Annotated in this window: 30 protein-coding genes and 1 pseudogene; 17 read left to right on the top strand and 14 right to left on the bottom strand. The window is 26.1% G+C overall.

Features of this window, described 5'->3' with window-relative positions; all coding sequences use genetic code 4:
- Nucleotides 1-314: 314 nt before the first annotated feature.
- From NL276_RS05020 to NL276_RS00040, 9 genes and pseudogenes are all read left to right on the top strand, one after another.
- Nucleotides 315-461, top strand: a pseudogene (locus NL276_RS05020) (helix-turn-helix domain-containing protein); the annotation flags it as partial.
- A 12-nt stretch (nt 462-473) separates the two neighbouring features.
- Nucleotides 474-1,025, top strand: coding sequence for a DDE-type integrase/transposase/recombinase (locus NL276_RS00005; protein WP_253301039.1), 552 nt, complete (start codon nt 474-476; stop codon nt 1,023-1,025).
- A 716-nt stretch (nt 1,026-1,741) separates the two neighbouring features.
- Nucleotides 1,742-3,790, top strand: coding sequence for a hypothetical protein (locus NL276_RS00010; RefSeq protein WP_253301440.1), 2,049 nt, complete (start codon nt 1,742-1,744; stop codon nt 3,788-3,790).
- A gap of 60 nt (nt 3,791-3,850) precedes the next feature.
- Entirely contained in the window at nt 3,851-6,055 is a 2,205-nt protein-coding gene (locus NL276_RS00015; protein WP_253301441.1) for a hypothetical protein, read from the top strand.
- A 110-nt stretch (nt 6,056-6,165) separates the two neighbouring features.
- On the top strand, nt 6,166-6,750 hold the full coding sequence (locus NL276_RS00020; protein ID WP_253301870.1) for a hypothetical protein: 585 nt from the start codon (nt 6,166-6,168) through the stop codon (nt 6,748-6,750).
- Between the two features lie 11 nt (nt 6,751-6,761).
- On the top strand, nt 6,762-7,517 hold the full coding sequence (locus tag NL276_RS00025; protein ID WP_253301442.1) for a hypothetical protein: 756 nt from the start codon (nt 6,762-6,764) through the stop codon (nt 7,515-7,517).
- A gap of 12 nt (nt 7,518-7,529) precedes the next feature.
- Nucleotides 7,530-8,222 (top strand): hypothetical protein, encoded by a 693-nt coding sequence (locus tag NL276_RS00030; protein WP_253301443.1) that lies wholly within the window; start codon nt 7,530-7,532, stop codon nt 8,220-8,222.
- An 84-nt stretch (nt 8,223-8,306) separates the two neighbouring features.
- Nucleotides 8,307-10,619 (top strand): hypothetical protein, encoded by a 2,313-nt coding sequence (locus NL276_RS00035; protein ID WP_253301444.1) that lies wholly within the window; start codon nt 8,307-8,309, stop codon nt 10,617-10,619.
- Entirely contained in the window at nt 10,594-10,803 is a 210-nt protein-coding gene (locus tag NL276_RS00040; protein ID WP_253301445.1) for a hypothetical protein, read from the top strand. The genes NL276_RS00035 and NL276_RS00040 overlap by 26 nt, the downstream gene beginning before the upstream one ends.
- 139 nt (nt 10,804-10,942) lie before the next feature.
- On the opposite strand, the gene NL276_RS00045 is transcribed toward NL276_RS00040, so the two are convergent.
- On the bottom strand, nt 10,943-11,620 hold the full coding sequence (locus NL276_RS00045; protein WP_253301446.1) for a UPF0236 family transposase-like protein: 678 nt from the start codon (nt 11,618-11,620) through the stop codon (nt 10,943-10,945).
- Nucleotides 11,621-11,865: 245 nt separating this feature from the next.
- The gene (locus tag NL276_RS00050; RefSeq protein WP_253301447.1) at nt 11,866-12,285 is read right to left on the bottom strand and encodes a UPF0236 family transposase-like protein; all 420 of its coding nucleotides are present in this window, start codon (nt 12,283-12,285) and stop codon (nt 11,866-11,868) included.
- Between the two features lie 242 nt (nt 12,286-12,527).
- Here NL276_RS00050 and NL276_RS00055 point away from each other — a divergent pair, with 242 nt between their 5' ends.
- Nucleotides 12,528-12,938 carry a hypothetical protein gene (locus tag NL276_RS00055; protein WP_253301448.1) on the top strand — a complete coding sequence of 137 codons (411 nt, stop codon included), beginning with the start codon at nt 12,528-12,530 and terminating at the stop codon, nt 12,936-12,938.
- Here the strand turns inward: NL276_RS00055 and NL276_RS00060 are convergent.
- The gene (locus NL276_RS00060) at nt 12,898-13,410 is read right to left on the bottom strand and encodes a DDE-type integrase/transposase/recombinase (RefSeq protein WP_253301449.1); all 513 of its coding nucleotides are present in this window, start codon (nt 13,408-13,410) and stop codon (nt 12,898-12,900) included. The two genes, NL276_RS00055 and NL276_RS00060, sit on opposite strands and share 41 nt — an antisense overlap.
- Before the next feature lie 397 nt (nt 13,411-13,807).
- Nucleotides 13,808-14,071 (bottom strand): transposase family protein, encoded by a 264-nt coding sequence (locus tag NL276_RS00065; protein WP_253301450.1) that lies wholly within the window; start codon nt 14,069-14,071, stop codon nt 13,808-13,810.
- 1,289 nt (nt 14,072-15,360) lie between these two features.
- On the opposite strand from NL276_RS00065, the gene NL276_RS00070 reads away from it, so the two are divergent.
- Nucleotides 15,361-15,858 (top strand): hypothetical protein, encoded by a 498-nt coding sequence (locus NL276_RS00070; protein ID WP_253301451.1) that lies wholly within the window; start codon nt 15,361-15,363, stop codon nt 15,856-15,858.
- A 119-nt stretch (nt 15,859-15,977) separates the two neighbouring features.
- The gene (locus NL276_RS00075; protein ID WP_253301452.1) at nt 15,978-16,214 is read left to right on the top strand and encodes a hypothetical protein; all 237 of its coding nucleotides are present in this window, start codon (nt 15,978-15,980) and stop codon (nt 16,212-16,214) included.
- Nucleotides 16,215-16,295: 81 nt separating this feature from the next.
- Here the strand turns inward: NL276_RS00075 and NL276_RS00080 are convergent, their stop codons facing one another.
- The 9 genes from NL276_RS00080 to NL276_RS00120 form a co-directional block, all read right to left on the bottom strand.
- Nucleotides 16,296-16,472 carry a hypothetical protein gene (locus NL276_RS00080; protein ID WP_253301453.1) on the bottom strand — a complete coding sequence of 59 codons (177 nt, stop codon included), beginning with the start codon at nt 16,470-16,472 and terminating at the stop codon, nt 16,296-16,298.
- Nucleotides 16,473-16,475: 3 nt separating this feature from the next.
- A complete protein-coding gene (locus NL276_RS00085; protein ID WP_253301454.1) occupies nt 16,476-16,631 on the bottom strand; it encodes a hypothetical protein in 156 nt (51 codons plus the stop codon).
- A 304-nt stretch (nt 16,632-16,935) separates the two neighbouring features.
- On the bottom strand, nt 16,936-17,604 hold the full coding sequence (locus tag NL276_RS00090) for an ERF family protein (RefSeq protein ID WP_253301455.1): 669 nt from the start codon (nt 17,602-17,604) through the stop codon (nt 16,936-16,938).
- Complete coding sequence (locus tag NL276_RS00095) at nt 17,588-17,725, bottom strand: hypothetical protein (RefSeq protein ID WP_253301456.1); 138 nt, start codon at nt 17,723-17,725, stop codon at nt 17,588-17,590. Before NL276_RS00095 ends, NL276_RS00090 begins: the two co-directional genes overlap by 17 nt.
- Before the next feature lie 33 nt (nt 17,726-17,758).
- The gene (locus NL276_RS00100) at nt 17,759-18,244 is read right to left on the bottom strand and encodes a hypothetical protein (RefSeq protein WP_253301457.1); all 486 of its coding nucleotides are present in this window, start codon (nt 18,242-18,244) and stop codon (nt 17,759-17,761) included.
- Between the two features lie 42 nt (nt 18,245-18,286).
- Complete coding sequence (locus NL276_RS00105; protein WP_253301458.1) at nt 18,287-18,640, bottom strand: single-stranded DNA-binding protein; 354 nt, start codon at nt 18,638-18,640, stop codon at nt 18,287-18,289.
- Entirely contained in the window at nt 18,633-18,779 is a 147-nt protein-coding gene (locus NL276_RS00110) for a hypothetical protein (RefSeq protein ID WP_253301176.1), read from the bottom strand. Before NL276_RS00110 ends, NL276_RS00105 begins: the two co-directional genes overlap by 8 nt.
- A 189-nt stretch (nt 18,780-18,968) precedes the next feature.
- The gene (locus NL276_RS00115; protein WP_253301459.1) at nt 18,969-19,127 is read right to left on the bottom strand and encodes a hypothetical protein; all 159 of its coding nucleotides are present in this window, start codon (nt 19,125-19,127) and stop codon (nt 18,969-18,971) included.
- Between the two features lie 9 nt (nt 19,128-19,136).
- The gene (locus NL276_RS00120; RefSeq protein WP_253301460.1) at nt 19,137-19,421 is read right to left on the bottom strand and encodes a hypothetical protein; all 285 of its coding nucleotides are present in this window, start codon (nt 19,419-19,421) and stop codon (nt 19,137-19,139) included.
- Nucleotides 19,422-20,343: 922 nt separating this feature from the next.
- Between NL276_RS00120 and NL276_RS04945 the strand changes: the two genes are divergently transcribed.
- From NL276_RS04945 to NL276_RS00140, 5 genes are all read left to right on the top strand, one after another.
- Complete coding sequence (locus NL276_RS04945) at nt 20,344-20,466, top strand: hypothetical protein (protein WP_256468769.1); 123 nt, start codon at nt 20,344-20,346, stop codon at nt 20,464-20,466.
- Between the two features lie 187 nt (nt 20,467-20,653).
- Nucleotides 20,654-21,322, top strand: a complete 669-nt coding sequence (locus NL276_RS00125) for a hypothetical protein (RefSeq protein ID WP_253301461.1) — start codon at nt 20,654-20,656, stop codon at nt 21,320-21,322.
- Between the two features lie 13 nt (nt 21,323-21,335).
- Nucleotides 21,336-22,880: an AAA family ATPase gene (locus NL276_RS00130; RefSeq protein WP_253301462.1), complete on the top strand. Its 1,545-nt coding sequence runs from the start codon at nt 21,336-21,338 to the stop codon at nt 22,878-22,880.
- 26 nt (nt 22,881-22,906) lie between these two features.
- On the top strand, nt 22,907-24,445 hold the full coding sequence (locus NL276_RS00135) for a VWA domain-containing protein (RefSeq protein ID WP_253301463.1): 1,539 nt from the start codon (nt 22,907-22,909) through the stop codon (nt 24,443-24,445).
- A 10-nt stretch (nt 24,446-24,455) separates the two neighbouring features.
- Nucleotides 24,456-24,965, top strand: coding sequence for a dUTP diphosphatase (locus NL276_RS00140; protein WP_256468770.1), 510 nt, complete (start codon nt 24,456-24,458; stop codon nt 24,963-24,965).
- 32 nt (nt 24,966-24,997) lie between these two features.
- On the opposite strand, the gene NL276_RS00145 is transcribed toward NL276_RS00140, so the two are convergent.
- Nucleotides 24,998-25,243, bottom strand: coding sequence for a ferredoxin (locus tag NL276_RS00145; RefSeq protein ID WP_253301465.1), 246 nt, complete (start codon nt 25,241-25,243; stop codon nt 24,998-25,000).
- Between the last annotated feature and the right edge of the window lie 97 nt (nt 25,244-25,340).

Genomic DNA, 25,340 nt, shown 5'->3' on the forward strand with positions numbered 1-25,340 from the left:
GTAGCAAAACAATATAATCTAAATGCAAATACAGTAGAATCTTGATGAGCAAATCATAAAAAAGGAAAATTAAACAATCATAAAGGACCTAAAATCTCTTTTGGTAAAAGAGATTTAGAATATTATAAAACAAGGTATGAATTATTAAAAAAGCTCCATGACTTTTACAATTAAGCAAACCAAGAATCGTCTCTTTTATTAAACAAAATTGTCATGAATATTCAATAAAATTATTATTAGAAGTAACGGGGTTAAAACGTAGTTATTGAGATAAATATAAAAATTATGACAGTAGCAAAAAAGATAAAGAAGCAATAAATGATATTGTAAAAGTCTATGAAGAAAATTTAAAACAATTTGGATATCGAAGAATTACTAAATATTTAAAAGAAGATTATGATATAAAATATAATTCAAAAAAAGTTTTAAGGATTATGCGTTATAATCAAATACAACCTGAATATGTAAGAAAAATGAGAAGAAAAATGAAATATAAACAGAATAAAGAAAAAAGTTTATTGCAATATCCTGATTTAATTAATCGTAAATTCAATGATATAAAAACAAGGTTTTCAGTGCTATATACTGATGTAACATATTTAATTTGAAAAAGAGAAAAATATTATCAATCAACAATTATTGATGGATATACTAAAGAAATAGTTGATGTAAAGTGATCTAAATATAATGACAATAAATTAGTAATAGATAATTTAAATGATGCAATTAATAAAATAAAATTAATAAAAAAAGATCTGAATGGAATAATAATTCATTCAGACCACGGATATCAATACACATCCGCTATTTATCTCGATAAATGTGTATCTAACGGTATTATAATTTCAATGGGGAAAAATTACCACTGTGCAGATAATATTGTTATAGAAAGTTTTCATTCATTACTTAAGAAAGCTACAATCCATAATAAAATATATAATTCACATGAAGAATATATACAAGATGTTATAAAATGAAATACATGATATTCAAATCGTAAAGAAAAAGATATAATAAAAAAATAGTAAATACTTTTTATTAGTACTTACTAAAATGGGTGCAGTCTAAAAAACTCATTAAAAAAGTGGTAATTGCATTCGACAACAATCACCACAAATTAATTAAATATTTTTTGTAATTTAATAAAATTTTTCCCATAATTAGTTTGTTATGGTTTTTTGGTTTTTAAATGTTATAATTTTAATGTACTACTAAGGTACAATTTCAGTTTTTGGAGTTTATAAAAAATTTCAAAAGTATTTAAAACATAGATTATAAACGGTAGTCTATGTTTTTTTTGTTTAAAGCGTTTTAAGGTCTAAATTAGGCATTATAAAGTAAGTGGTCATATAAAAAAAATACAAATATTTACATAAATAAATATAGATAAACGGGCAAATGCATACTGGCACGGAGGAATTTATGCCGTACCATGTGTGTTGTTTGTGGGGTAATGTCGCGCAGCGACAGGGGGCGGAGTCTCTTACTTGATATGTTTTTGTAATTTCTATTTAATTGTAAAAAGTATAGCATATGTTTTTTACTTATTGAATAATCTAGACATTAAAAAAATAGCTCCGTTCTGAGTTGATTTGTTGCTCTTTATAACAGCTTACATTTAAAAAAATTAATTAAGATTAAAAAAACTGATTTAATCTTTAATTGCATTTATTCTTAATTTTGCTATAATAAATCCATTATAGCAAATGGGTTATATAAAAGGGAATTAAGGAAGAGACTAATGGCAAAAAAACCAGGAAGTTGAGATAAACTTAATAAATTAACTAAAAATGTTACTGTTGCTTCGCGAAAAAAAGGATTAATTGCAGCAATTTGTACATTGTTATATATTGCGGTTTTGATTCCGTCGTCTTATTTTGCTGTGTCATTTTTAGCAAAAATTTTAAGTTATGGTGGTATTCAAACGGATGGTCCTTTACCAGATTTTGAGGCGGGGGATTATTTTCAAGTTAATTTTGCTAAAACAGAACTCCGAGATAATACGAAAAAAACACCTGTTTTCGCGACATATGAGTTGCCCGCTGATCCAAACACTGGTCGTGTTGCTCAAACACGAGTTCAAGCAACATCATTAAGATTAGAATATGCTTATAATTTTATTTTTCAAAATGCTCCAAAGATGTATATTGCTAATAATATCTTTTTTAAAGGAAAATATGGGGATGATAACCAAATTCAAATTTTAAATATTTATACTAATCCGCAAGGAACAAAAGCATTAGGACTTGCTGATGTTCAAACAAATAAGTTAAATTTAATGAAAAATATGTTGTATTTAAAAATTAAGTATAAAGGTGTAGAACAATCAACATTAATTTGAATGCCAACTCTTTTTGTTGGAATTGAAGGATTTTTGTCAAATTTTTTAAATTTTAAAACAGCAGAAACAATGAACAAAGATAAGCCGAACCCAACAATTTGAGAAAATCAGACAAAAATTCTGGGTAGTCAAGCAAATAATCTTATGTTAAATGGAAGCAATAATAGTTTAGAATTAGATGATGAAGTTTATGCGGCTAACAAAACAAAATTTACTGCTTTTTATGGTGAAAATAAAGGTGCTGATAAAGAATTTATTGGTGATTATAATCCATATAGTAATTTTGCTATTTCAAGTGTTAATCCACAAGATCAAATTTTACCGGGTGTTTCTGTTAACACTGTTGGATATATGTTTGATATGAATCGGGTGATTCAATCAGCATATCAAAAAAATAATGAATTTAACGGACCATTAGCAAAAAAAGACATTAATATTGGTGGTAAATATATTCCACAGTTATTAATTTTTCTAATTAATGTTTTAGAAACATCAGAAAACCGTGGGTTGGTTTTACCAGAAGATTTAGTGCCAAATGATTGAAAAGATTGATATGGATTAATTCAACCCAAACGATTAGATGTAACTAAACCAGAGCAATTTTATTTTATGTTCTTGCCAAAAGATGAAACAATTCAAAATATCATTGGTAATCGTCTTCGTGAACAAGTAAGAGATGTTTTAGATGGTAAAGAGACATTAGCAACAGCTATTAAAGATTTACAAGAAGATGTTTTGAGTAATCTTAATGATTCAAAATATAAATGGGTTTATGATTGAAATATTTTACCATTTCAATCATATGGTTTTATTGAAAAGAGTGACTATACTGTCGTTAAACGAACAATTCAAGAAAATAAAAATTTAGTAATTGATTTTCTTGGTAATACGGTGCTAGAAACAGAGTTTGTAACAATTGATCAACCATCATTACATTTAGTTACTAATTTAGTTCATCCGGGAAATCCTGATGCCTATACTATTGATGATCCACAGAAACGGAATGCTTTATTTACAAAATATTGAAGTGCTAATTTATATGGTGCAACAAGACTGTTAAATCAAATTAATATTGATGTGCGAAATGTTGGTCTTGATCAAAAGGCATTTGAAGCAATGTTGATGAATCAAGTTATTGATCAAACATGAGAATTTATTCAAAATATTGCTCAAGTAGCAGGTAATAACTTAAATATTGTTAATGGTATTTCAAAAAGACAATATGAGACAGCTTTTGAAAATAATTATCAAATAACATTTACTCCTCTGAATAATTATCATAGTAGTGCTGGTTCATTGTTTGAATTATTCAATGACATCCTTGCTAATGATGAAAACCGTTATAGTCTTTTCACTGTCTGTGATATTAAATTAGCATTACAAGCAGGTGGCAATGTTCCAGAGGATTTAAAGGCGGTTACTTTCCGTTTTAATATTAATTACCAATAAGATAGTAAACAGTGTATAATTATATTAGTAAATATTTTTAAGGAAGGAGAGATGTTCTCAATGCGAAAAATTTTAGCACTTTTAACAGCAACTGTTTTGGTAAGCAGTTCAGCAGCTAATATGATAGCATGTGGAACACCTTCACCTTCAAAAATTAATGGGAAAGAGAATCTAGCAACAGAATTTACTTTAACAAATAATGTGATTGTTACTGATGACAATGTTCCTGTTATTGACTCAATTTTTGAACAAGCAAAAACAGAACAACGAATTCAGTCAGGAGTAACATTGGATATTTTTACGGTTACTGATTCCGCTAATTTAACAAAGCCTGTTAACCCCAATACACCACAAGATGGTTTTGTTGTTTTAACAGTTCGTGATGATAAAGATATTCCGTTTATTGGTTCAATCAGCATTTATTTTACTGTGGTTAAAAAGGCATCAATTGATCTTAGCCAAACAATTAAGTTAAATGAGCTTTGAGATATTACAAAATATGATTCAATTGATGACTTATACCAAGATATTTGAAAAGTAGCAGTTAATAATCTTCAACCAGATGTACCAACGGGTTATGATACTTATGATATGTCGGGGTTTAAATTACCATTAATTTTTAACCAAAACTTAGATGTTGAAATGCTTGCAACTTATAATGGTAATGCTAATACACCAACAACATTTTATAGTGGAACAATTACCGTTAAATTAGAAGTTATTAGTTATCGTGCGCGAGTTAACCTAAAATTACAACAAAATAATTTACCACCAGATGCATTATATGATTTATTTTGAATAGAAGTTAAAAAATATTTTGTAAATGATGCAAGAGTTTCAAATAATCGAAATGATTATTTAATTGATTGAAGTGGTGTGATAGAACCACCAGTTGGAGAAGGTATTTATCTAAACTTCTTAGCAACGCCAAAAGATGAAAAGGAACATCATTATATTCGTGTTGTTGGGGGTGTGACAAAAGATCTAATTTGATTACCATCAACAATTAAATTAACCGTGCCAGTTGTTGTAACGCAAAGAGAACGTCCAAATGTTAATAAAGACTATATTTGAACAATGGCAATGCAAGAAGCAAACTTAGTAAATGGTCCAGAATTAAAGGGCTTTGATGTAACAAGTTGAGAAACAACCTTAACTAAAAATTGACCTAGCATCGGTGGGTCAAGAATTGTGACATTGAATGCGATTAACCTTAATACGAATTTAATGTTTAGGGGTGATATTGCAATTGAAGTTGAGTTAATTAATCAAGGAACCGCTATTAGTTTATTACCAGTTGATTCAATTTTATTAGTTCGTCAAGATAATCATACCGTTGATTCAGTGTTAAATTTAGTTTGAAATAATGTTATTAATACGTCAGAATGGGGACCTAATTTATCAAAACAATTAAGTAATTTTAGAATTGAACGAAAAGATGATTTAAAACGGGCATTGGAAGCAACAGAACGCAGTGGTGATTGAACGCCTTATGTTATTTCAATTCTTAGCAATCAAGAAGATGGATCTGGTTGTGATGTCGATATTCTTGTTCAAGGAAAAATTAAAATGATTGATAATCCAATCACAACGGATTCAGCAATTTATTTGACAAATAAAAATTATAGTTTTAATGCAACAAAATTAGAAACATGAAGAGGCCAGGGGTATTACCTTAATCAACAAATTTGAAAAGATGTGATTAAACAACCACCATTTGTTTATCAGCAAGAGGCTACTTTTGGAATTTCAAAAAATGAAGCTGATTGAAATGTGAAAGAATTAGGAACAATGATTGGCACTGAAATTAAAAATTATGACCCAAATCAAGGAAATGAACTCGTTTTACAATTTGATTTGATGTTACGAAATCCAACAAATTATGATGGTAAGATAACTGTTAATTTTAAATTAACAGCAGGAGCATCAACTGCTTTTGACGATATTGATTTAACTAATAAAGTAGTGCCAATTTTTATTCATAAGTTGCCAACGACTGAGGATGAAAAAACTGCTTTGCTAGGAAACATTATGCAAATATTATTAGATGAAGGCATTACAAAAAATACTGCTTTACATAATAAATACCCAAATGTACCGTTAGATTTAAATGTTTATAATGCTTTTACAGAGGAAGTTTTAAACCAATTGGTGTTACCTTCAACAACAGATAATATTAAGGAATCAACTATTACAATTCAAGCATCGATTCCAGTGTTTGAAGGAACAATTAAATTTAAAGTAAAACTTATTTATCAATCATAAAAATTCTTCTAATTTAGAAGAATTTTTTTATTTTTTGAGGATAGTATTTTTTAGAGAAGATGTTATAATCATTGTAAATAAAAGGGGAGTAATAATTTTGGGTGGTATTGATGAGTAAAACAGACAAATGAACAACAAAAGCAAGTTCACAAGACCAGGATATTCGTTTAACACGAATGTATTTTAATAATACAATGGAAATTATTGGTCGTATTATGATTTTACTTGGGCAAGGAATTATGTTGGGGGTTATTATAATTGTGTCAGCTTCATTAGCGATGATTGCAACTAGTAATCTTCCAATTACTGCTGTTTTTAATAATTTCGGTGTTGCTGATGGTGTTTTTCGCGGGATGACAATTATTCTTGCTCTTTTAGGTATTATTTTTTCGTTGGTTTTTGTTATTCCAACGTTAATTGTTCGTAATATTAAAACAGTAAAATTAACAGGAATTATTTTTATTACATTAGGTTCTTTTTTTACTTTATTAATGTTAGCAATAAGTGTTGTTGCTTATCTTTATATTCCAGTTCGCTTAAATTTTCCTGGGGTTATTATGGCTGGGGTTTGTACATTAGTTTTGTTTTGGGGTAGTTTTTTACTATGATTTTCAGCACGACAGCAACAAAAATGAATTAATATTGCGATGGCGGAAAGTTTAGATTTTAGAGCACAATTAAAAGTGGTTGAATAGGAAGGTGTCAAATGGAAAAAGAAAAAACAATATCGCCAAAAAGTGAAACTTCACCAGAACTGGTTCAGACAATTCAATTTGTGGAAGACAATCGACCAGCGTCATTGAAAAGTTTAGATAAAACTGTCATTGATAAAACAGTTAAGTCATTAGGTGAATATGAATTAAAACGAAATAAGCAAAATAAACCATTTCCGTATCAGTATAATGTTGATGCAACTAAATATTATTTTGCAACAAGGGGTGAAACTTTAGCACGAGTAATGATTGTTTTTGCCCAATTACTATTAATTGTTGTTTCGTTAATTTATATTCCAACGTTAAGCCAAGTTCTTGCTCAATTCCTGATGTCTTTGGTTTTAAAATTAAACACCTCTTTTACAGGACCAATTGTTGCGATTGGACAGCCAATTGTTCTTGCTTTAATTATTTTATTATCAATTTTCTGAGTAGCAACATTCTTTTTCTTAACAATTCCAATTTTAACTGCTCAAACATTACGAACTGTTCATATTTGAACAATTGTGGTAAGTATTGTTGGTAATATTAATTGTTTAATCGTCTTCTTAATTGCAGTATTGCAGATCCTTTATGTCAAAGGTTCAGCTGTTGGATTAAATATTAACCTTTTTATTTTGCTAGGAATCATTCTTGCTTGTTTTGTTTGTTTTACAATTGGATGTATGGCTTTACAAAATAACCGTAAGAAATATCAACGCAAGGTAGAAAATGAATTAGCAAATAAAATTCGTGCAACAAGAGGATAAGGAGAGATTAGGGTGTTAACAAAAATTAGTTCAAAACGTGATGAATTAGCATTACAATGAAACACTAGAGTTGAAGTTGCAGCTCGGTTATTAATTATTGGTTTTTCTATTTTAGGTACTTTTATGGGTTACTTTATTAGTGCTGTTTGTGCAATGGCATACAATAATATTAAAAATTTAACAGGTGTTATTTCACATCGAACCTATGAAATTCATTACATTATTGCTGGTGTTGCTGGTCTTGTTTGCGCATTCTTTTTCTTTTGTTTTATTGGTTTGCCATATCTTAAGTTAAAAAGAGCTGCTAGTTTTAAAAGTTGAATTATTATTTCCACTGTTTTTGCTATTGTATATTATGTTGTTTGTTTTGTTTTAGGAGTTACTTATATTTGAATGTTTAATACAATTAACAATTATTTTATTGTTACTTTTACCTTGATTAGTGTTTGTATTTTGGTGATTTTTCCTTCATATGTTTTATTGTGACGAGAAGTTAAAAAACAATGAGTTTTACGAAAACAATTTGAATACTTAGCAGATGAGGAACAAATGAAGAAAGTTGAAACAAAACTAGTCACATTAGAACAAGAACGACAACATCTTATTGAATTAGAAACAATTAAGTATAATAAAGAAAAATATAATTTAAATAATTTAAAGGAAAAAAAACAACGGATTTATGTTCAAAAACCAGTTTTAGAATAACAAGAAAAAAAGCCAGAAACAAAGTCAAAATAGCTTAAATAAAAGTAAAAAAACGATTAATATAGATAGGAGCAAAGATTATTAATGATAAAAGAAGATAAGACTAACAATATTTTAAAATCATCACCACCAATTCGACGTAAATTATCACGAAAAACCAATTTAAAGATTTTTGCCATTATTGGAACAGTTGCGATTGCGGCTGGTTTGGGTGGTGTTATTTATTCAGTTGTTGCGCCCTCTTCTTATCATAATAAAAATCCGTGAGCTAACGCTACTTTATTAGATAATAAAATTACAAGAATGATAAATTTACAATTATCAAAACCATTAATTGATATTAATGGTGATCCAGATCCAAAACATTTACCAACCTATGTTTCTTTTAATGTTGGTGAAAAAGATGGGATTGATATTTATGATAATCTAGATAATATTAAAATTATTCAAGAAATTTTTGCAAAAAAGGATTGAATTAAAAATAATCTAAGTATTGTTGAAGCAATGTTACAAGGAACAGGGGCAATTTTATCGGGAACACAAATAATTTATCAAGGAAATCGGTTAAATTTAATTTTACGACCAAAAATTTTAACTTATCCCTATAATGATGATGATAAATATGGTTTAGTAACAGTTACACCGGTTGATAAAGATCGTGGATTGTTTACTTATAAAATTAGATTTTCTTTGCAATTAATTGGAACTGATAATGTTGGTTATTATGTTGATTTAAACAAAACATTTGATTATACATATGATACGACGCAAGCCGCAACGCCAACATGATTAAATTTAAGTCAAATGTTAAATTTAATGAGTAATAGTAAGATTGCTATGTTAGTTCAGAAATATGGGATTGCATTAGATACTAGCAATGAAACAATTTTAAATGCTCTTTTAACAGAATATTATCCAATAGCAAAAGATGATAATAGTATTATTATTAATGAACAAGTTGTTAATAAAGATGGAGCCCCATTTGTCGCAATTACCGATAACCCTTCTGCGAGTAATTTAGCCTTAAATGTTAAATATAATTCTAAAAAATTTAATTCTTTACAACAATTTGGTGCTAGTCTTTTTGATTATCATCGCAATAATTATGGGGCGATTGCAAATATTTTTACTAAGATTGGAATTAAAATGCCAACTTTTACTAATGTTAAAAATAGTTATGATTTATATGATTGAAATACTGACCAAACATTTTTAAATGGTGCAATGCGGAATGAACGGGTTAATTCTTACCAAGGTTATATTAAAGAAATGGGACTAGAATCGGATAATGTTTCTGATAATTTTGATTATGAAAATAATGATTTTAGTCAGTATGTCTGAGGTTCTGAACACCAAATTTTTTATAATGAAGTATTAATTCAGTTTTTAAATATTAATAATAATGGTCTTCCCGATAAAGTTAACCGTGATCCAACTAAAATGTATTATGATCAACAAAGTTATACTGATCGTTCAATTAATTATCAGGAATTTAATTTAGTTGATAATGTTAAAGATGTAATTGAAAATGTTCAATATGATGATTCAGAACGAGAAATTGATCTTCGTTTAACAAATAAAATTACAGCAATTAAAACAAGTTTAAAAAGTTATTTGTTAGAAAAATTAAATAACCAATATATTAACATAAATAATATTGTTAAAGACATTACAGTTGGGGTCGGGGCAAATGCCACAACAATTATGGGAACAAGTTTTAATAAACAACCACCGATTAATGGGATGTTACGCGGAAATAATAATAAAGTGTATCAAGATAAACTTTTAAGTCTTCCCAAAATTATTATTAAGGTACAATTTTCATATGATGGAACTATTGGTAATCTTTATGATTTATCTTATGAATATGAAATTCCAACTAAAGTTGTGAAGGACCCGCGTGGAGTTGATAAAAACAGTCTTAGTGTTTTACAATCAAATTTTGCCTTGTCAAAAAGGTATACAACTTTGGATAGTACAAAAGAATTATATAACGATTATCAACAAACAATTACTCAATTTGCTAATGAATGAGAGCATAATCATCCAACAGGGAGTGGCCAACCAGGTGATAATTATCCGGTTGAGATTTCAATAAGTAATGGTTTTAATATTGCTGTAAATGAAGTCGGGGTTGGGCGATATAATAACACTAATTTACGAGCGGGAACATATAATGCAACAATTGTTGCAACCAAAGATTCTTTAAATTACCAAGGCAGTTTTAAAACAGGGGTTATTCATGTTACAGCAGCTCCAATTAGTGCTATTTCCTTATCACGGTTGGTGGTAGATGGTTCGTTCTTGAACTCAGCAGGATGTATATCGTGAAATTCAAAGGCGAATTTTAGCACAAGCACGAAGCAGAGGGTTGAATTTAAATGAATCTGATTTTAGAATTAGTGGGATTTCGGAAAATAGTTTAATAAAATTGAGAACAGGAAATAAAACAATTACAATTACCGCACTTGGTAATGATAATGTTGTAACGGGAATGGCAATTTTTAATTTAATTGTTAATCCTGTTTCAATTAGTATTAGGTCGTATAAATTATTTTGGGGTCTTAAATTAATATCTTAGAAATTGTGGAATAATATACCACTTACTTATTTAGATTGTATTACTTTTAATTTTATTGTCAATATATTTTTCTATTTTTTTAAATTTTTCCACAACAAAAATACATTTTTATTAAAATTATTTAATTTCTTAGATAAAACTAATAAAAATATAAATTTTTTTGTAAATAATAATTTACAAAATTATTAACTGAATAATTAAATTTATTTTCTTCTAATGATTTATTACTATTAAATAAATCAATTTTATTTTTTAATCCCATCATACTAGCATTTAATTTATTTCTAATAGTTTTTTCACTATAAATGGCTTTTTTAATCATAGTGCCTTTTCAATAATGAGAAATGTCACCCTCCATATGACAACCAATATTATTTCATAATGTTTGATTTTCAATTCCTTCTTTATTATTTTTAATTAATCTAATAGTTTTATTTAAAAAATCTAATTTAGCATCGCTTATAAAAGATTTACTATCTTCTAAACAATGTAATAATTCTTCATATTTAGCATTAAAAAAATAATCCACTGCTTTATGATATGTTTCTATATTTTCCTTATTTTTATTTTGATATGGATATAATTTTTTAAATCTACTTGTAAGATGAAATTTATCTATTGTATAGTGAATTTTATTTTTAGGAAAATATTGATGCATAAAAATTTTAGTATTTTTAATTCAAGGAGCACCATCACCTAAAATCATAATTTCAATATTAGGTATCATATTGAAATGAGTTTCAATTAAAGAAAATAATTTTATAAGAACTGGTTTTAAATTTGCTTCTTTTTTAAGATAATCTGGAATATTATCCATTTCAAAAACACCTAATTTATTTGCGATTACAGGCCTTTTTACAGTATATTTTTTTTCATCATATCCAGTTGTGTACAGTAGATACTATCGTGTGTTTTTTTATCTTTTTTCTTCCTTGTTTTGTTGCATCTAACATTTTCAAATAAGTTTTATCCATTTGAATATATAAAGTATGTGGAATATCTATTTTTTTATCAGTTTTATTAAGATAATATTCTTTATCAATTTTTGCATTTTTCATAATATTAGATATTGTCATTAAACCTAATTTTTATATTTTCCATAGTATCTAAAATATCTTTATATCTTTTTTTCTCGATAATAAATGATAATATTTTTTCTTTAACAGTATTATCTATTCTTTGTCATTTTTCAATTCCTAAAATTTTATCCAAAGGAAAAATATATTCTTCTTTACCTGTTTCTGAATTAATTTTATAATATCTTATTCTCTTAAAAGTTATTTTTCCATTTAAAATTACTAATGTTCTTTCAATTTTATCTTTTACTTTATAATTTTTAAATTCTTTTAAAGTTTCATCAATTTTATAATTTTTAAAAATTCATTCATCATAATCTTCTAAACTTTGTTGAATAATTTCAATACTCTGTATATATAATAAATTAATAAAATTCTTAAAAAAATTATTATCAACATTTATCATTTTCTTACCCTCTTCTTAGTTTACGACTTTATCACAAAAATAATAAAAATGCAAAAAAAGATAGTAATTTTTATTTAGTATGTTACAATTTGAATGTATTTAATAAATTAATTAACTGAAAGTAAAGCAATTTACTTTTTTTTTATTTTGATGTAAAATATAGATAATAAAAAAAGAACCGTGTCAAGTTCTCCTGTACATGTTTTTCTCTACTTATATTTAACCATATAAAAGGAGTAAAAATGAAAGAATTTAATCCAAATAAAGCAAGTTTGGCAACTTTTTATCGTAAAATAGAGCAATTTTGAGAAAATAAATCACCTAATAAACCATATACTTTGAATGATTTAACCAATGAATTCAACCTTTCTTGCAAGTGAAGATATGATACTTATGCGAGCGAGAAAATAGTTCCTTTACTTGAAAAACAAGTTGATAGAATCGAAAGTGAAATAATTAGTTATATGATGAAATCACCAGATGGTGCTAAATTATATTGACAACGGGCATTTAATTATAAATATTCATTGCAAGAAAAACAGTTAGAACAAGAATTAAACTTAAATAATCAACAGCCAATAATTGTTAATTTACAAACTGATCTTAGAGATATTAAAAAAGAAAGTTATAATAATAGACTGCACCCATTTTAGTAAGTACTAATAAAAAGTATTTACTATTTTTTATTATATCTTTTTCTTTACGATTTGAATATCATGTATTTCATTTTATAACATCTTGTATATATTCTTCATGTGAATTATATATTTTATTATGGATTGTAGCTTTCTTAAATAATGAATGAAAACTTTCTATAACAATATTATATGCACAGTGGTAATTTTTCCCCATTGAAATTATAATACCGTTAGATACACATTTATCGAGATAAATAGCGGATGTGTATTGATATCCGTGATCTGAATGAATTATTATTCCATTCAGATCTTTTTTTATTAATTTTATTTTATTAATTGCATCATTTAAATTATCTATTACTAATTTATTGTCATTATATTTAGATCACTTTACATCAACTATTTCTTTAGTATATCCATCAATAATTGTTGATTGATAATATTTTTCTCTTTTTCAAATTAAATATGTTACATCAGTATATAGCACTGAAAACCTTGTTTTTATATCATTGAATTTACGATTAATTAAATCAGATATTGCAATAAACTTTTTTCTTATTCTGTTTATATTTCATTTTTCTTCTCATTTTTCTTACATATTCAGGTTGTATTTGATTATAACGCATAATCCTTAAAACTTTTTTTGAATTATATTTTATATATCATAATCTTCTTTTAAATATTTAGTAATTCTTCGATATCCAAATTGTTTTAAATTTCTTCATAGACTTTTACAATATCATTTATTGCTTCTTTATCTTTTTTGCTACTGTCATAATTTTTATATTTATCTCAATAACTACGTTTTAACCCCGTTACTTCTAATAATAATTTTATTGAATATTCATGACAATTTTGTTTAATAAAAGAGACGATTCTTAGTTTTAATTGTAAAAGTCATGGAGCCTTTTTAATAATTCATACCTTGTTTTATAATATTCTAAATCTCTTTTACCAAAAGAGATTTTAGGTCCTTTATGATTGTTTAATTTTCCTTTTTTATGATTTGCTCATCAAGATTCTACTGTATTTGCATTTAGATTATATTGTTTTGCTACTACTCAACAACTTTTTTGTTTAATTTCCTCAATGATTTTTGTTCTAAATTCTGATGTATATTTGTTATATTTTTGACCTTTTCTTGCCATATAAAAATGCACCTCCTTTAAAAGTTTAGCAAAGTCTTTTTTTACTTTACTTACTTTTTGGGGTGCACTCTAATTTCCCTGAGTAAAAAAAGATAATACTGGTTTAATTGAATATGATAAATGATTAAGTTATATTCAATCTGCTTGTTTATTAGCAATTATAAATTGATATTTACCAAAAGGAGTTAATGATTTAACTGGTAGTGCTTCATTTTCACAAGGTGGTGTAGCATATTCATAAACTAATGACCCAGAAGCAAATGAAAATATTACTCGTGATGTTAAAAATGATTTAAAATTAGCAGGTGAAATAATTGATATTATATCTAGTAAAACAGTATCTAGACCTTATAATTATAGTTTAGATAATTATGCTCATCCATGAGAAGAAGAATATAAACATATCAGTAAAAAAACTTTTTATCCAACATTATTATTTTGATTAAAAGAGCGATTACAAACAGATAATTCAATAAATATTACTTATCCAACTATTAATGACTTTTCTAAAATTGATTATAATGAATATATTAAACTTATTGTTCCGTTTGATAATGATACTATTTATTATGAAAATAATGTTTGAAAAACAAAACAAGGTGGCGATATACCATCAGATGTTATTAAAGACAGTGATTTAAATAAAGATTATATTGATAAAGAAAATGATAAATATATTGTAAAAACATCACAAGATATTAATACAAAACAAGATAAATTAGTAAGTGGGGAAAATATTAAAACTATTAATGGTAATTCATTATTAGGTAATGGTGATATTTCTATTAGTAGTGAAAGTAAATGAGAAGTAGTTGATACAAGTGATTTTATACCAAGTATACCACACTATTTTATTAAAGGTTTTGATAAAACAAAATATCAATATAAATTATGATTAATTTATAAGTATCAACAGAATGATACTTTGACTACTTCTATTGAAACACCTTTAAATTATAACGGTAGTGTTGAATGAACAAGATATATTTCGACACAAGATGATAATTTAATTGTAAGTATACATCCTGAAAGTGGAAAAATATTTTTTGTAAATTTTCCTAAGGGTCTAATTCAAAATATAATACTTTATAAAAAATTAGGAATTTAAAAATTAAAAGAAAATTGGTGAGTTAATAATGAAACAAGATAAAACAACTTGATTAAAAGGTGCCTTACCTTGAAATTGATTTTAAAAAGATCCTATTCCAACTTATAATTGAACTCATAAAGATATTAGAGAATGAGAAAGAAAATATAAAATTCGTAGTTGAGTAGTTAGTTTTTATACATTGATATTTTTAGCATTAAATTGTTGATTAGAATATGGCATGATTAATGCAATAAAAGATAATATTAATTGATATAATTATGGTCAATATTGAGGTAATGGCATCGCTATTTTATTAACACCTTTATTTACACATGGAATTCAAGGCATATTTGTTGCTAGTAGTAAACCGAAAGTAGATATGAAAATTGATATACCACGATTAAAAATATCTAAAATGGGATTAGTATTTACAATATTACCTTTAATTACTTTAATAATTTCTTTAATTATCATTTGAATTGATAAATCAAAATGAAAAAAAGACCATTTAAGACATTGTTTAGATTGTCGGATTAATCCGCGAGTTATTCAGCCAAGAATAGCAAAACAATGAAATAATTTAGATGATATAACAGAAGAGATATTTAAAAATATGCAAGATGAATATACTAAAAAACAAGAAGAAAAATTAAAAAATATACAAAATGAAAATAAACAAGAATTAAATTTAAAATAGACTATATATAGGGGCGGCTGATATTTTTGGGTGGTTATATAGTTTAATTTAATAAATTATTTTGTTCTGAAAAAATTGATGGCCACTGTTTGAGTAAAGATAAGAAAGGAATTAAAAAAATGTTTAATGATACATTAATGATTACTTTACTTGTGTTAGCGGGTGCTGGTGGAATGGGTAGTCTTGGTATTTTTGGATTATCTGCTAAAAAAATTAAAAAATATAAAGCAGAAATTAGAGAATTGAGAACTGCCGTTATTGCTCATGAAAAACATTTACGAGGACCTTATTACGCAACAGAATTAGCATTAAAAACAGGTCAAATTAAAAATGTTTTAAAAAACAAGTTAAAGTAAATGACAAAAAACAAGCACAAAAAGATGCTATTCAAAAACTAACAAATAGTATTTAAAAAAATAACCTTAATTGGTTATTTTTTATTTTTCTTTATTGTGTGTTATATAAAAGTTGATAAGATGTTCTATTCGTTGTGAATAAGTATTAAATTTTAATTCATTTCAAGCTTGTTCTTCACTTTTATTTAAGTAAATATTAACATTTTGAATTTTGCAAGAATAATATTTTCCTGTTTTTTGATTATATGCTTCTTTCATAAATTAACTCTCATAATTAGCAATAATAATCGCATATCGTAAATGATTACTTATTTTTTTGTTATTATATTTTCAACCTTTACCATATTGATAAGTTAAATTAATATCTTTATCAAATTTACATAAGCAACTATCATTATATTTACTTAAATTTTCCATATTTTTAACAATTGATTTAGTATGTTTTGGTGATACTCAATTAACATTATTTAATTCGTGTGTATCATATTTAATTACTCCAATTATTTTTAATAAATCATCACGGTCTTTTGAACCATTAGCATTCGTATATAAACAATCTTCAATATTAATAATTTCATTTTCATTTAATATACATAAAATAAAATTAGCTTAATAAATTCAATCTTTATTTGTAAATTCTTGTTTTTCAGTTAATTTATTATCTTCGTAAACAACAATACCTGTAGTACCAGTTCCTGATGGGTCAATACCTATTTTATCATTATTTTAAAAATCTTTCTTTAAATTTATGATAAAAATCTTCACTTTGTTTTCTAATTATAACTGGTGATAATTTTTCAACATTTAATTCTTCTTTTATTCAATTTTTACCTTTTGAAATAATATTTTGTTCTATTTTTGTATTTGTAATAAAATCTTTAATTTTATTAAAATGTTGTTCGCTCATTGAATTTGGATTTGAATTATTAATAATTTCTATTTCTTCTTTTTCTTGCTTAGAATTAATTTTACTTACTTCACTATTATCAGGGTCTAATTCTTCGGTTGGTAAACCTAATAATTTACTTAAAACATATTTAACGCCATATGTTAATGCTGAACCAATACTTTTAGCAGGATCAGTATTTTTACCCGTAAAAGGTCAATAAGTTTTAATTTCTTCTGTTTCTTTACATAAAGTTAATTCCATTTCAAAATATGGGGTATCATTAATTATTTTTAAAGTATCTTTTACATAACTTCAAATATATGTAATATGATGTTTTTTAAATTCTTTTTTAACTAATTCTAATACTTGTGCTTCACCAAAATAGTTATACATTACTCTACCATTCATTTGCATTGTTTGATTTTTTTCTAAATATAATGATAAATCGTGTTGTATTTCACCAATACTTTCTATTAATGTTTTTTTAGTTTTTTGTGGCATTTTCTCATTCCTCTCTTTCTTGTCATATTAAAATGGCTTCTTTAATTTGTTTTAAATTTTGTTTAGTAATATTAACTTTCTCTTTAATTACTATTTTTAATTTTGGATTAATAATTATCATTAATATTTTTTTATTATCTATACAAAAATCTTTTTATAATAAATAATAAAGTTTTAATTGTCAAATATAGCGTTTAATATCAGTTTCTTCATTAGAACTAGTAATTTTTCAATCACATATTATATATTCATTATCAATAGTTATTCCAATAAAATCAGTTGTACCACACATTAAAGGGTTATAAAGTGTTTTTTCAGTTTCATAATGTTTAAATTTAATATCTTTAAAAGTTTCTTGATATAGTTTTGTAAAATTTTTAAATAATTCACGATGTGATTTTATTTCACAATCAATAAAGTCAATTAATTCATCATCAAAATTATTTTTTAATCAAACATCAATCATATTATGTAAACATATTCCGCGAGTTTGTGCTAATTTTAAAATATTACTATCAATATATGATAAATCTTTTGGCACTAAAATATTAACAATTTGACTTACACTAGGGATTAAAATACTATATTTATGTAATTTATCATTAAAAATATATAAAGGTTTAATCTCATTTAATTGCATCATTATCACCAAATAATTCTTTAATACTTTCTGAATTATAATTTATTTGTTTTTATGCAATAATTTCATTTGATTTTTCAGATATATCTCTTTTAAGTCACTATTTGTATGTAAAAATTCATAATTAGATACTTGAACTACTCACTGTATTTTATTATCCTTATCTTTAAAATATTGTAAAATACCAGTAATTGCAATTTGACTACCTTTTTGACAATATTTTTGTAAAGTAATTGCTTGTTTATTTCAAACTTGACAAGGTATAAAATCAGTTTCTTTCTTAGTTGAATAAGGTCTTATTACTGCTAATTGAAAGATGCTATATTCTTTACCATTTTGTGTTTTTTTAATTTCAATATCTTTAGTTGTTCTACCAATTCCAATAAATTTATTCATTATTATATTCCTCTAATTCCATTTCTTCAATTAAATTATCAATATATTCATAAGCACTTTCTTCTGAATGACATTCTTCTAATGCTAAATTAAATAAATCTTCTTCAGTATAAACATAACCATTTTCATCTTTTCACATAATTATTTATTTCCTTGTCATGTAATATTGTTATCTTCTAAATCAATAATAGTTGTTAATCACTCTTGTTGATTTTCAACATTAGCGGTAATTTTTGCTTCTTATAATGTATAAAAGAATTCTGTTTTTAAATCACCGTATTTACTTTTTATTTTTAATAAATATTTTTTATTCATAATTTAATTTCTCCTAATTTTGTTTTCCTAATGCTCAATGTTCATCTGTCATATCTTCAAATGAAACTGGATAACTTTTAAGCATTAATTTTTGTAATTTATTTTCTATATTGCACTTAAAGCAATAACCTCAGTATTTTTGTTTAAGACAAATTTTATTTAACTTTTTCATATAAACCTCCTAAATTATTCCTTTAATTTTTTTATCAATTTGTAATATTTTTCATCCATCTGATGCTAAATCTAAAATATCGTTAATTTTGTAATGTTGCATATAAGAAACAATAACATCTCAATTATTTTTAAATAAATTTAAGTACATTTTTGTTCATTCTAAACATTGCAAATCATAATGCTTTTTATGATGTTTAATACTACAATCAACAGGTTGACAATTAACTCAATCAAATGATGTTGTTATTTCATTTCAAGTTTTATTAATATATTTACTTTTATATTCTGTCATTATAATTCCTCCTATTTTTAACTCGCTGGCACCCACTCCCAAGTGAAAGTGCCAGCGATAATTAGTTATATAAGTATTTATCTATTTATTTACTACGCCATCCGCTTCACTGGGGGTGAGCGGTGGCGGTTATATTGTTTAATAATCGACAGTTGTTTTTATAAGGTAATGCCAGAGAGTTTTTTCTCTCTTCATCCGCACCATTTCAGGTCAAAGCGTTCAGTTTTTAAAATAAATTCACTCGCATCTTGAAGAGCCTAATGCTGACTTTGTTGTTTTTATTAAACCGCTGTCACTTCTAAGAAGTAATATCTATCGCAAATTTATTTGTAAAGTCACTATCTCTTTTTTATTGTCGTTTGATATTAACCATGGACTTATCACGACTATCGCTTAGTTATAAAACCAGCGCCGATTTACTTTTTTCCTCATACACTATTTCAGTACTTGCCTCGGATGGCTTGTGGGAATGAGTTTAAACTCATGTTCTTATGGAAGCACTTAGTTATTTAAAATAACTATCCCACTCTGCATTAAGTTGTAATTTTAATAAATTAATTAACTGAAACAGAGAAGGGGCAACACCTTAAATTAGGAGAAAAACAGGTACACTTTGTAAAGATTTCTAAAATATTTATAAATGTGTAAACAACTTAAAGAGGTTATCAGAAAGTTGTGTAAAAAGTTTCTATTTTAAGAACTTAAGATGTTGCCCTTTCTCTGAATCAATTAAATTAATTAATAATTTTGGTTTTACAAATAAAAAAACCATTTTAGTAAATGGTTTAATTTATTATTCTTATTCAATTTCCGAGTTTTTTTCCAAAACCCCAATCTTTTTTATACGACCAAATATTATGATAAGACTAATCCTGGCGCTCAAAAAGTTGGAAGTTCTGTTCAAAATGTTATAAGTATCATTATGAATCAATTAAAAGAAGCAATTAATAAGGATGGTTATAATATTAATGATATTATTAATTATTTTACAATTGTTATCACTGATACAAATGGAAGGCGCCTAAATGATAGTGATATTTTTTAAACGTCAGGAACCTATTGATATGATATTGAAGTAACAGCAATGGGCGGTTCAAAATATTTTAATGGGATAATACAACATATTTTCGTTGTTGAAAAGTAGGAAAAATGTAATTTAATTGCTTAAATTTATGAAAAAATGCTAAAATAATAACAATATGGTTCAATATGTAGCAAAAGGGGGGTTCAAAATGAATAAAAATAAGCCAACATATGGGAGCAAATTTCCGGATTTAGAGTTACTTGATACAGAGGAAGAACGACGAAAGTACGAGGAAGATGTTAAAGAATTATCAAAACAAGAACAAAATCGTTTTAGTTATGTTTCACCAACACAAAATAATGATTTTTCTCAACGTCGCATGTTTTGAGATAGTCCGTTAGAACGGGTTGGGCGTAGTTTTATTATTCTTGGTCAAGTATTCGCAATTACTTTGGCGTACTTTATTGGCCAAAAAGCAATCTTAATTGCTTTAAGTAACTATGTTGATCCTAATATTAAGGTTTTTGCTAATATTTATGTTAAGGATATTTTAAGTTATGGATTTTTATTTATTACATTATTATTTAGTTTATTGTATTTTATTCCAATGGGGATGGCGCGAACTGCCGGAGCAGTTTACGGTTGGGCAGTTGCCTATATTATGTTAGCGATTTTGTACTTTCTATTTGTTGAAATTCTATGTGCGACTTTATTAATCTTAGGTAGTATTAAAGCAAACACATCAGAACCAGTTAGCCAGTGATTATTAATATTTATTGTTTTAGTTTTAGTAATTACCTCAATCTGAATTGTTGGCGCATGTCTGTTAGTTGTTAAATCAGATGATGTCAAACGAAGAATTAATTTAGAAGTTTAAGGAGGAAAGAAGAATGATGACACTTACAGAAAGATTAGAAGAATTAACAAAACAGTTACAACAAAATGTTTATGAAAAAGAAGAAATTTTTAATTTAGCAATGTTAGCAATGCTAAGTGGGGAATCTATTTTTCTTTTAGGAAAACCAGGAATTGCAAAATCATTAGTTTCACGACGTTTAAAACATGCTTTTAAAAATGGAACTATTTTTGAATATTTAATGAATCGTTTTTCAACTCCAGAGGAAATTTTTGGACCAATTTCAATTGAGGATTTACAAAAAGGAGTCTATAAACGATTAATTGATAAATATTTGCCAACAGCAGAAATTGTTTTTTTAGATGAAATTTGAAAGGCGGGACCTTCAATTCAAAATACTTTATTAACAATTATTAATGAAAAGATTTTTCGTAATGCTGGAGTTGATATTAAAGTTCCAATGAAATTATTGATTTCTGCGTCAAATGAGTTACCAGCAGAAGGGCAAGGATTAGAGGCGTTATATGACCGTTTTATTATTCGTTATATTGCTCATGGTTTAAAGGATGAAGCAAATTTTAATGATATGATTGCCGGAGTAACAGAATTAGATGTTAAAGTTAATGAAGCTTTACAAATTACGCATGAAGAATATGATGTGTGACGAAAAGAAATTAATAAAGTTAAAATAACTCAGTCAACATTTGATTTTATTTCACGGTTTCGAAAAGCAATGTATATTGCGACTGACGGTGAATATTATATTTCTGATCGTCGATGAAAAAAGATTGCTCATTTAATTAAGGCATCAGCTTTTTATAATGGTCGTTATACAGTTGACAAGGCAGATTGATTAGTTATTCCATATTGTATTTGAGATGATGAAGAACAAGAAGAAGAATATAATGCTATTTTTAATGAGTTTTATTTAGATGCTTTAACTTACGATGTTCGTGAAAAAAAGAATCGTTTAAGTAAAGAATTAGAAGAATTATCAGCGCAATATGAAGATATTCAAGGAGTTAATAGTCGTAAAAGTGAGTATTTAGATGTTTTTGATGGAAAATTACAAGGAACTTTCCATCGGATTCTTTGAAAAAATCAACAATACCCAATTTGCTTTATTCGCGTTGAAGATTTGATTGATGCTCGTCATAACAAAACGCAACCGACATTAGTTGAATTATATTATGGAGAAGATTTAGATAATATGGTTGATGTGTTACAAACTGAAATTAGTTATGTGAATGATAGTACTTTTAAAGTTATTAAAACAGATGAAGAAATTAGAGTTGAAATTAAAAATTCAAAAGTAGAAGACAATAATTCAAAACTTGAGAAAAAAATTTTAGCAGTTGAACGTGAAATTGATAGTTTAGCAACTGCTTTTCCTGATGAAAAAGACCGTTTATTAGAATTAAATTGTATCTTTTTTAAATACCGTTTTGTTTTAGCAGTTAATAATGCTTTTAATGATGATGAATTAAACTTTAATGAGGATATTGTTGATGTTGATTATCGTTCAAGAGATAATACAGAACCTAATTATGGAAGTTTATCAAATTTAGTTAAAAATTAATTTTGTGAAACAAAGGAGTATTCACTATGAATCCATATTTAGAGCAAAAAACGGGAGTTAAATTAGCGGAAAAATTAACAGAATTAAAAAAGACGGATTTAGCTAGTCCAAATTTTGCTCTGCTAAAAAAATCAAATCGATGATTAAGTGATATTTTTGACCAAGAAATTAATAATTTTTATTATCAAAAAATTGAAGATGAAATTATGAAAATTAAATTAACCCCGAATATTGAAAAGGAAATTTATTTATTTCATTGAATTAATGTTAACGGGTATGAGGGTTTAAAAAAGAATTATGCTTCAACACATGATTTTTTATTTAAAGTTAATTCACCGTTTTATGATCGACTAAATTATTATCGTTATGAATTTAATAAAAAAAATAATAATCCGAATATGTTATTTCGAGATTTTGTTGGTATATGAGAATCTATTTTGATTAAAAGAATTAATGATTATCGTTTTGCTAAAATTGAAGATTTACGTAATAAATTTATGCAAGATTTATATAATAAACTTGCAATTTATAATAAAGCTAGTAGTTTGTTAAAAACAGTATGAAATTTTTTTGGAAAAATGTGAGATCCAATCCAATTATTGAAACCGGGTGTTGATATGACAGCAATTGATAAGTTTGCTAAATTTTTAGAAAGTAACCCGGCAATTATGGAGATTGCAACTTTATTAGGGCGTTATCAAGGCGAAAGTAATTTAATTGAACAGCGAATTTTAGAAGAAATTGTGATGGACTATGAATGAAAACCAGTCGGTTTATCACCAGAAGAAATTATTGGTGCTACTGAATCAAAAGATTTAGAACATATGTTTCCTGCCGAATTATTTTTACTACGCGATCATGTTTTAAAATATATTTTTTATAAGAAATATATTGAAGGAAAACTAACAACATTTGAATTCTTATCACAAGATAAAGTTCCAAAAGAGCAAATTAAATTAACCACAGTTGAATCATATGTTCCTGAAGAAAAAGGACCAATTGTGTTATCAATTGATACATCCTCTTCAATGCGAGGTAGTCCCGAACAAATTGCTAAGGCCTTGGCGTTGGCAATTGCTAAAATTGCTTTATCAGAACACCGCCCATGTTATATGATTAATTTTTCAAAAAGTTTAGATGTTTATAATTTATCGCAACTAAAAGATTCTGTTCCAAAGTTAATTGATTTTTTATCAAAAAGTTTTGGTGGTGATACGGATGTTGAACCAGCGCTGCAACATACTTTAACGGTAATGGATAGTAATGAATATTTTAATGCTGATTTATTAGTAATTAGTGATTTTATGACTTCGGATTTATCATCTGATATTATTGAAAAAATTAAAGTATTAAGAAAAAGACGTAATCGTTTTCATGCTATTGTTATCGGAACAATGGGCGAAGAAAAGGTGACAACAGTTTTTGATAATGCATGAATTTATGATCCTCGCGATCCATTTGCTTCAGAACGTATTATTGCTTCCTTAACGGGGGAAGTTGTTAAAAAATATGATAAAATTCCGAGAGCAAAAACAATTTTAAATAAAATTAGAACAGAACAGTAGGCCAATAAAAATGTTAAGTAACACAACTTTTACATATTTACTTGAAAATCAAAAAAAACTAGATCATCATATTTTGACAAAATTTAAGTTAAATGATGAACAAACTTTAGATAAACGAATTTTAGCTTTTTTAGTTGAATTAGCAGAATTTATTAATGAACAACGTGATTTTAAATATTGAAGTATTAAACCAGCTTCAGAGCAAGATATTTTATTAGAAGAATATATTGATGGAATCCATTTTTTAATTAGTATTAGTAGTAGTTTACAAGTTGATTTTAATAAATTTCATTATCAAAATAAATATTTTGGTAAGACAATTAGTTTAACAAAACTGTATTTAGAATGTTTTACTGCTTGTGCCAAATTAATTAAAAAACAAACAATTAAAACTTATTTTCAAGTTTTAAATCAATATTTAATTATTGCTGAACAATTAAAATTTACCGAAGCTGATTTGATTACAGCATATAATAAGAAAAATAAAATAAATTTTGCTCGGCAAGAAAATAATTATTAAAAAATGTTTTATAATTATTTATAAAACATTTTTTAATCAGTATCAAGACTACTCTTAAGATTTTCTTTAAATTCTTCTAATGTTTTAATAAAAATGGCAGCAGTTGGGCAAACCATTTGAGCTTCAACTAGTTCTTGATCATTTTCTGTTGTATTTGCAAAACCATCATCATCCATAAAGAATGTTTCGGTTTCATCAATCATAATGCAGCTTCCACAAGAAATACACAAGTCAGTGTTAACATATGTTCTTTTTTTTGAAATATCGCGGTCTGCCATCAAGATCCCTCCATTATCTTATTTATTACTATAATGATAACAAAAATTTTAATAATAATATATAATTTTAATGTAGTTTGAAAAAGTTGGAGGGGTA

This window comes from Spiroplasma endosymbiont of Phyllotreta cruciferae (assembly GCF_918697755.1).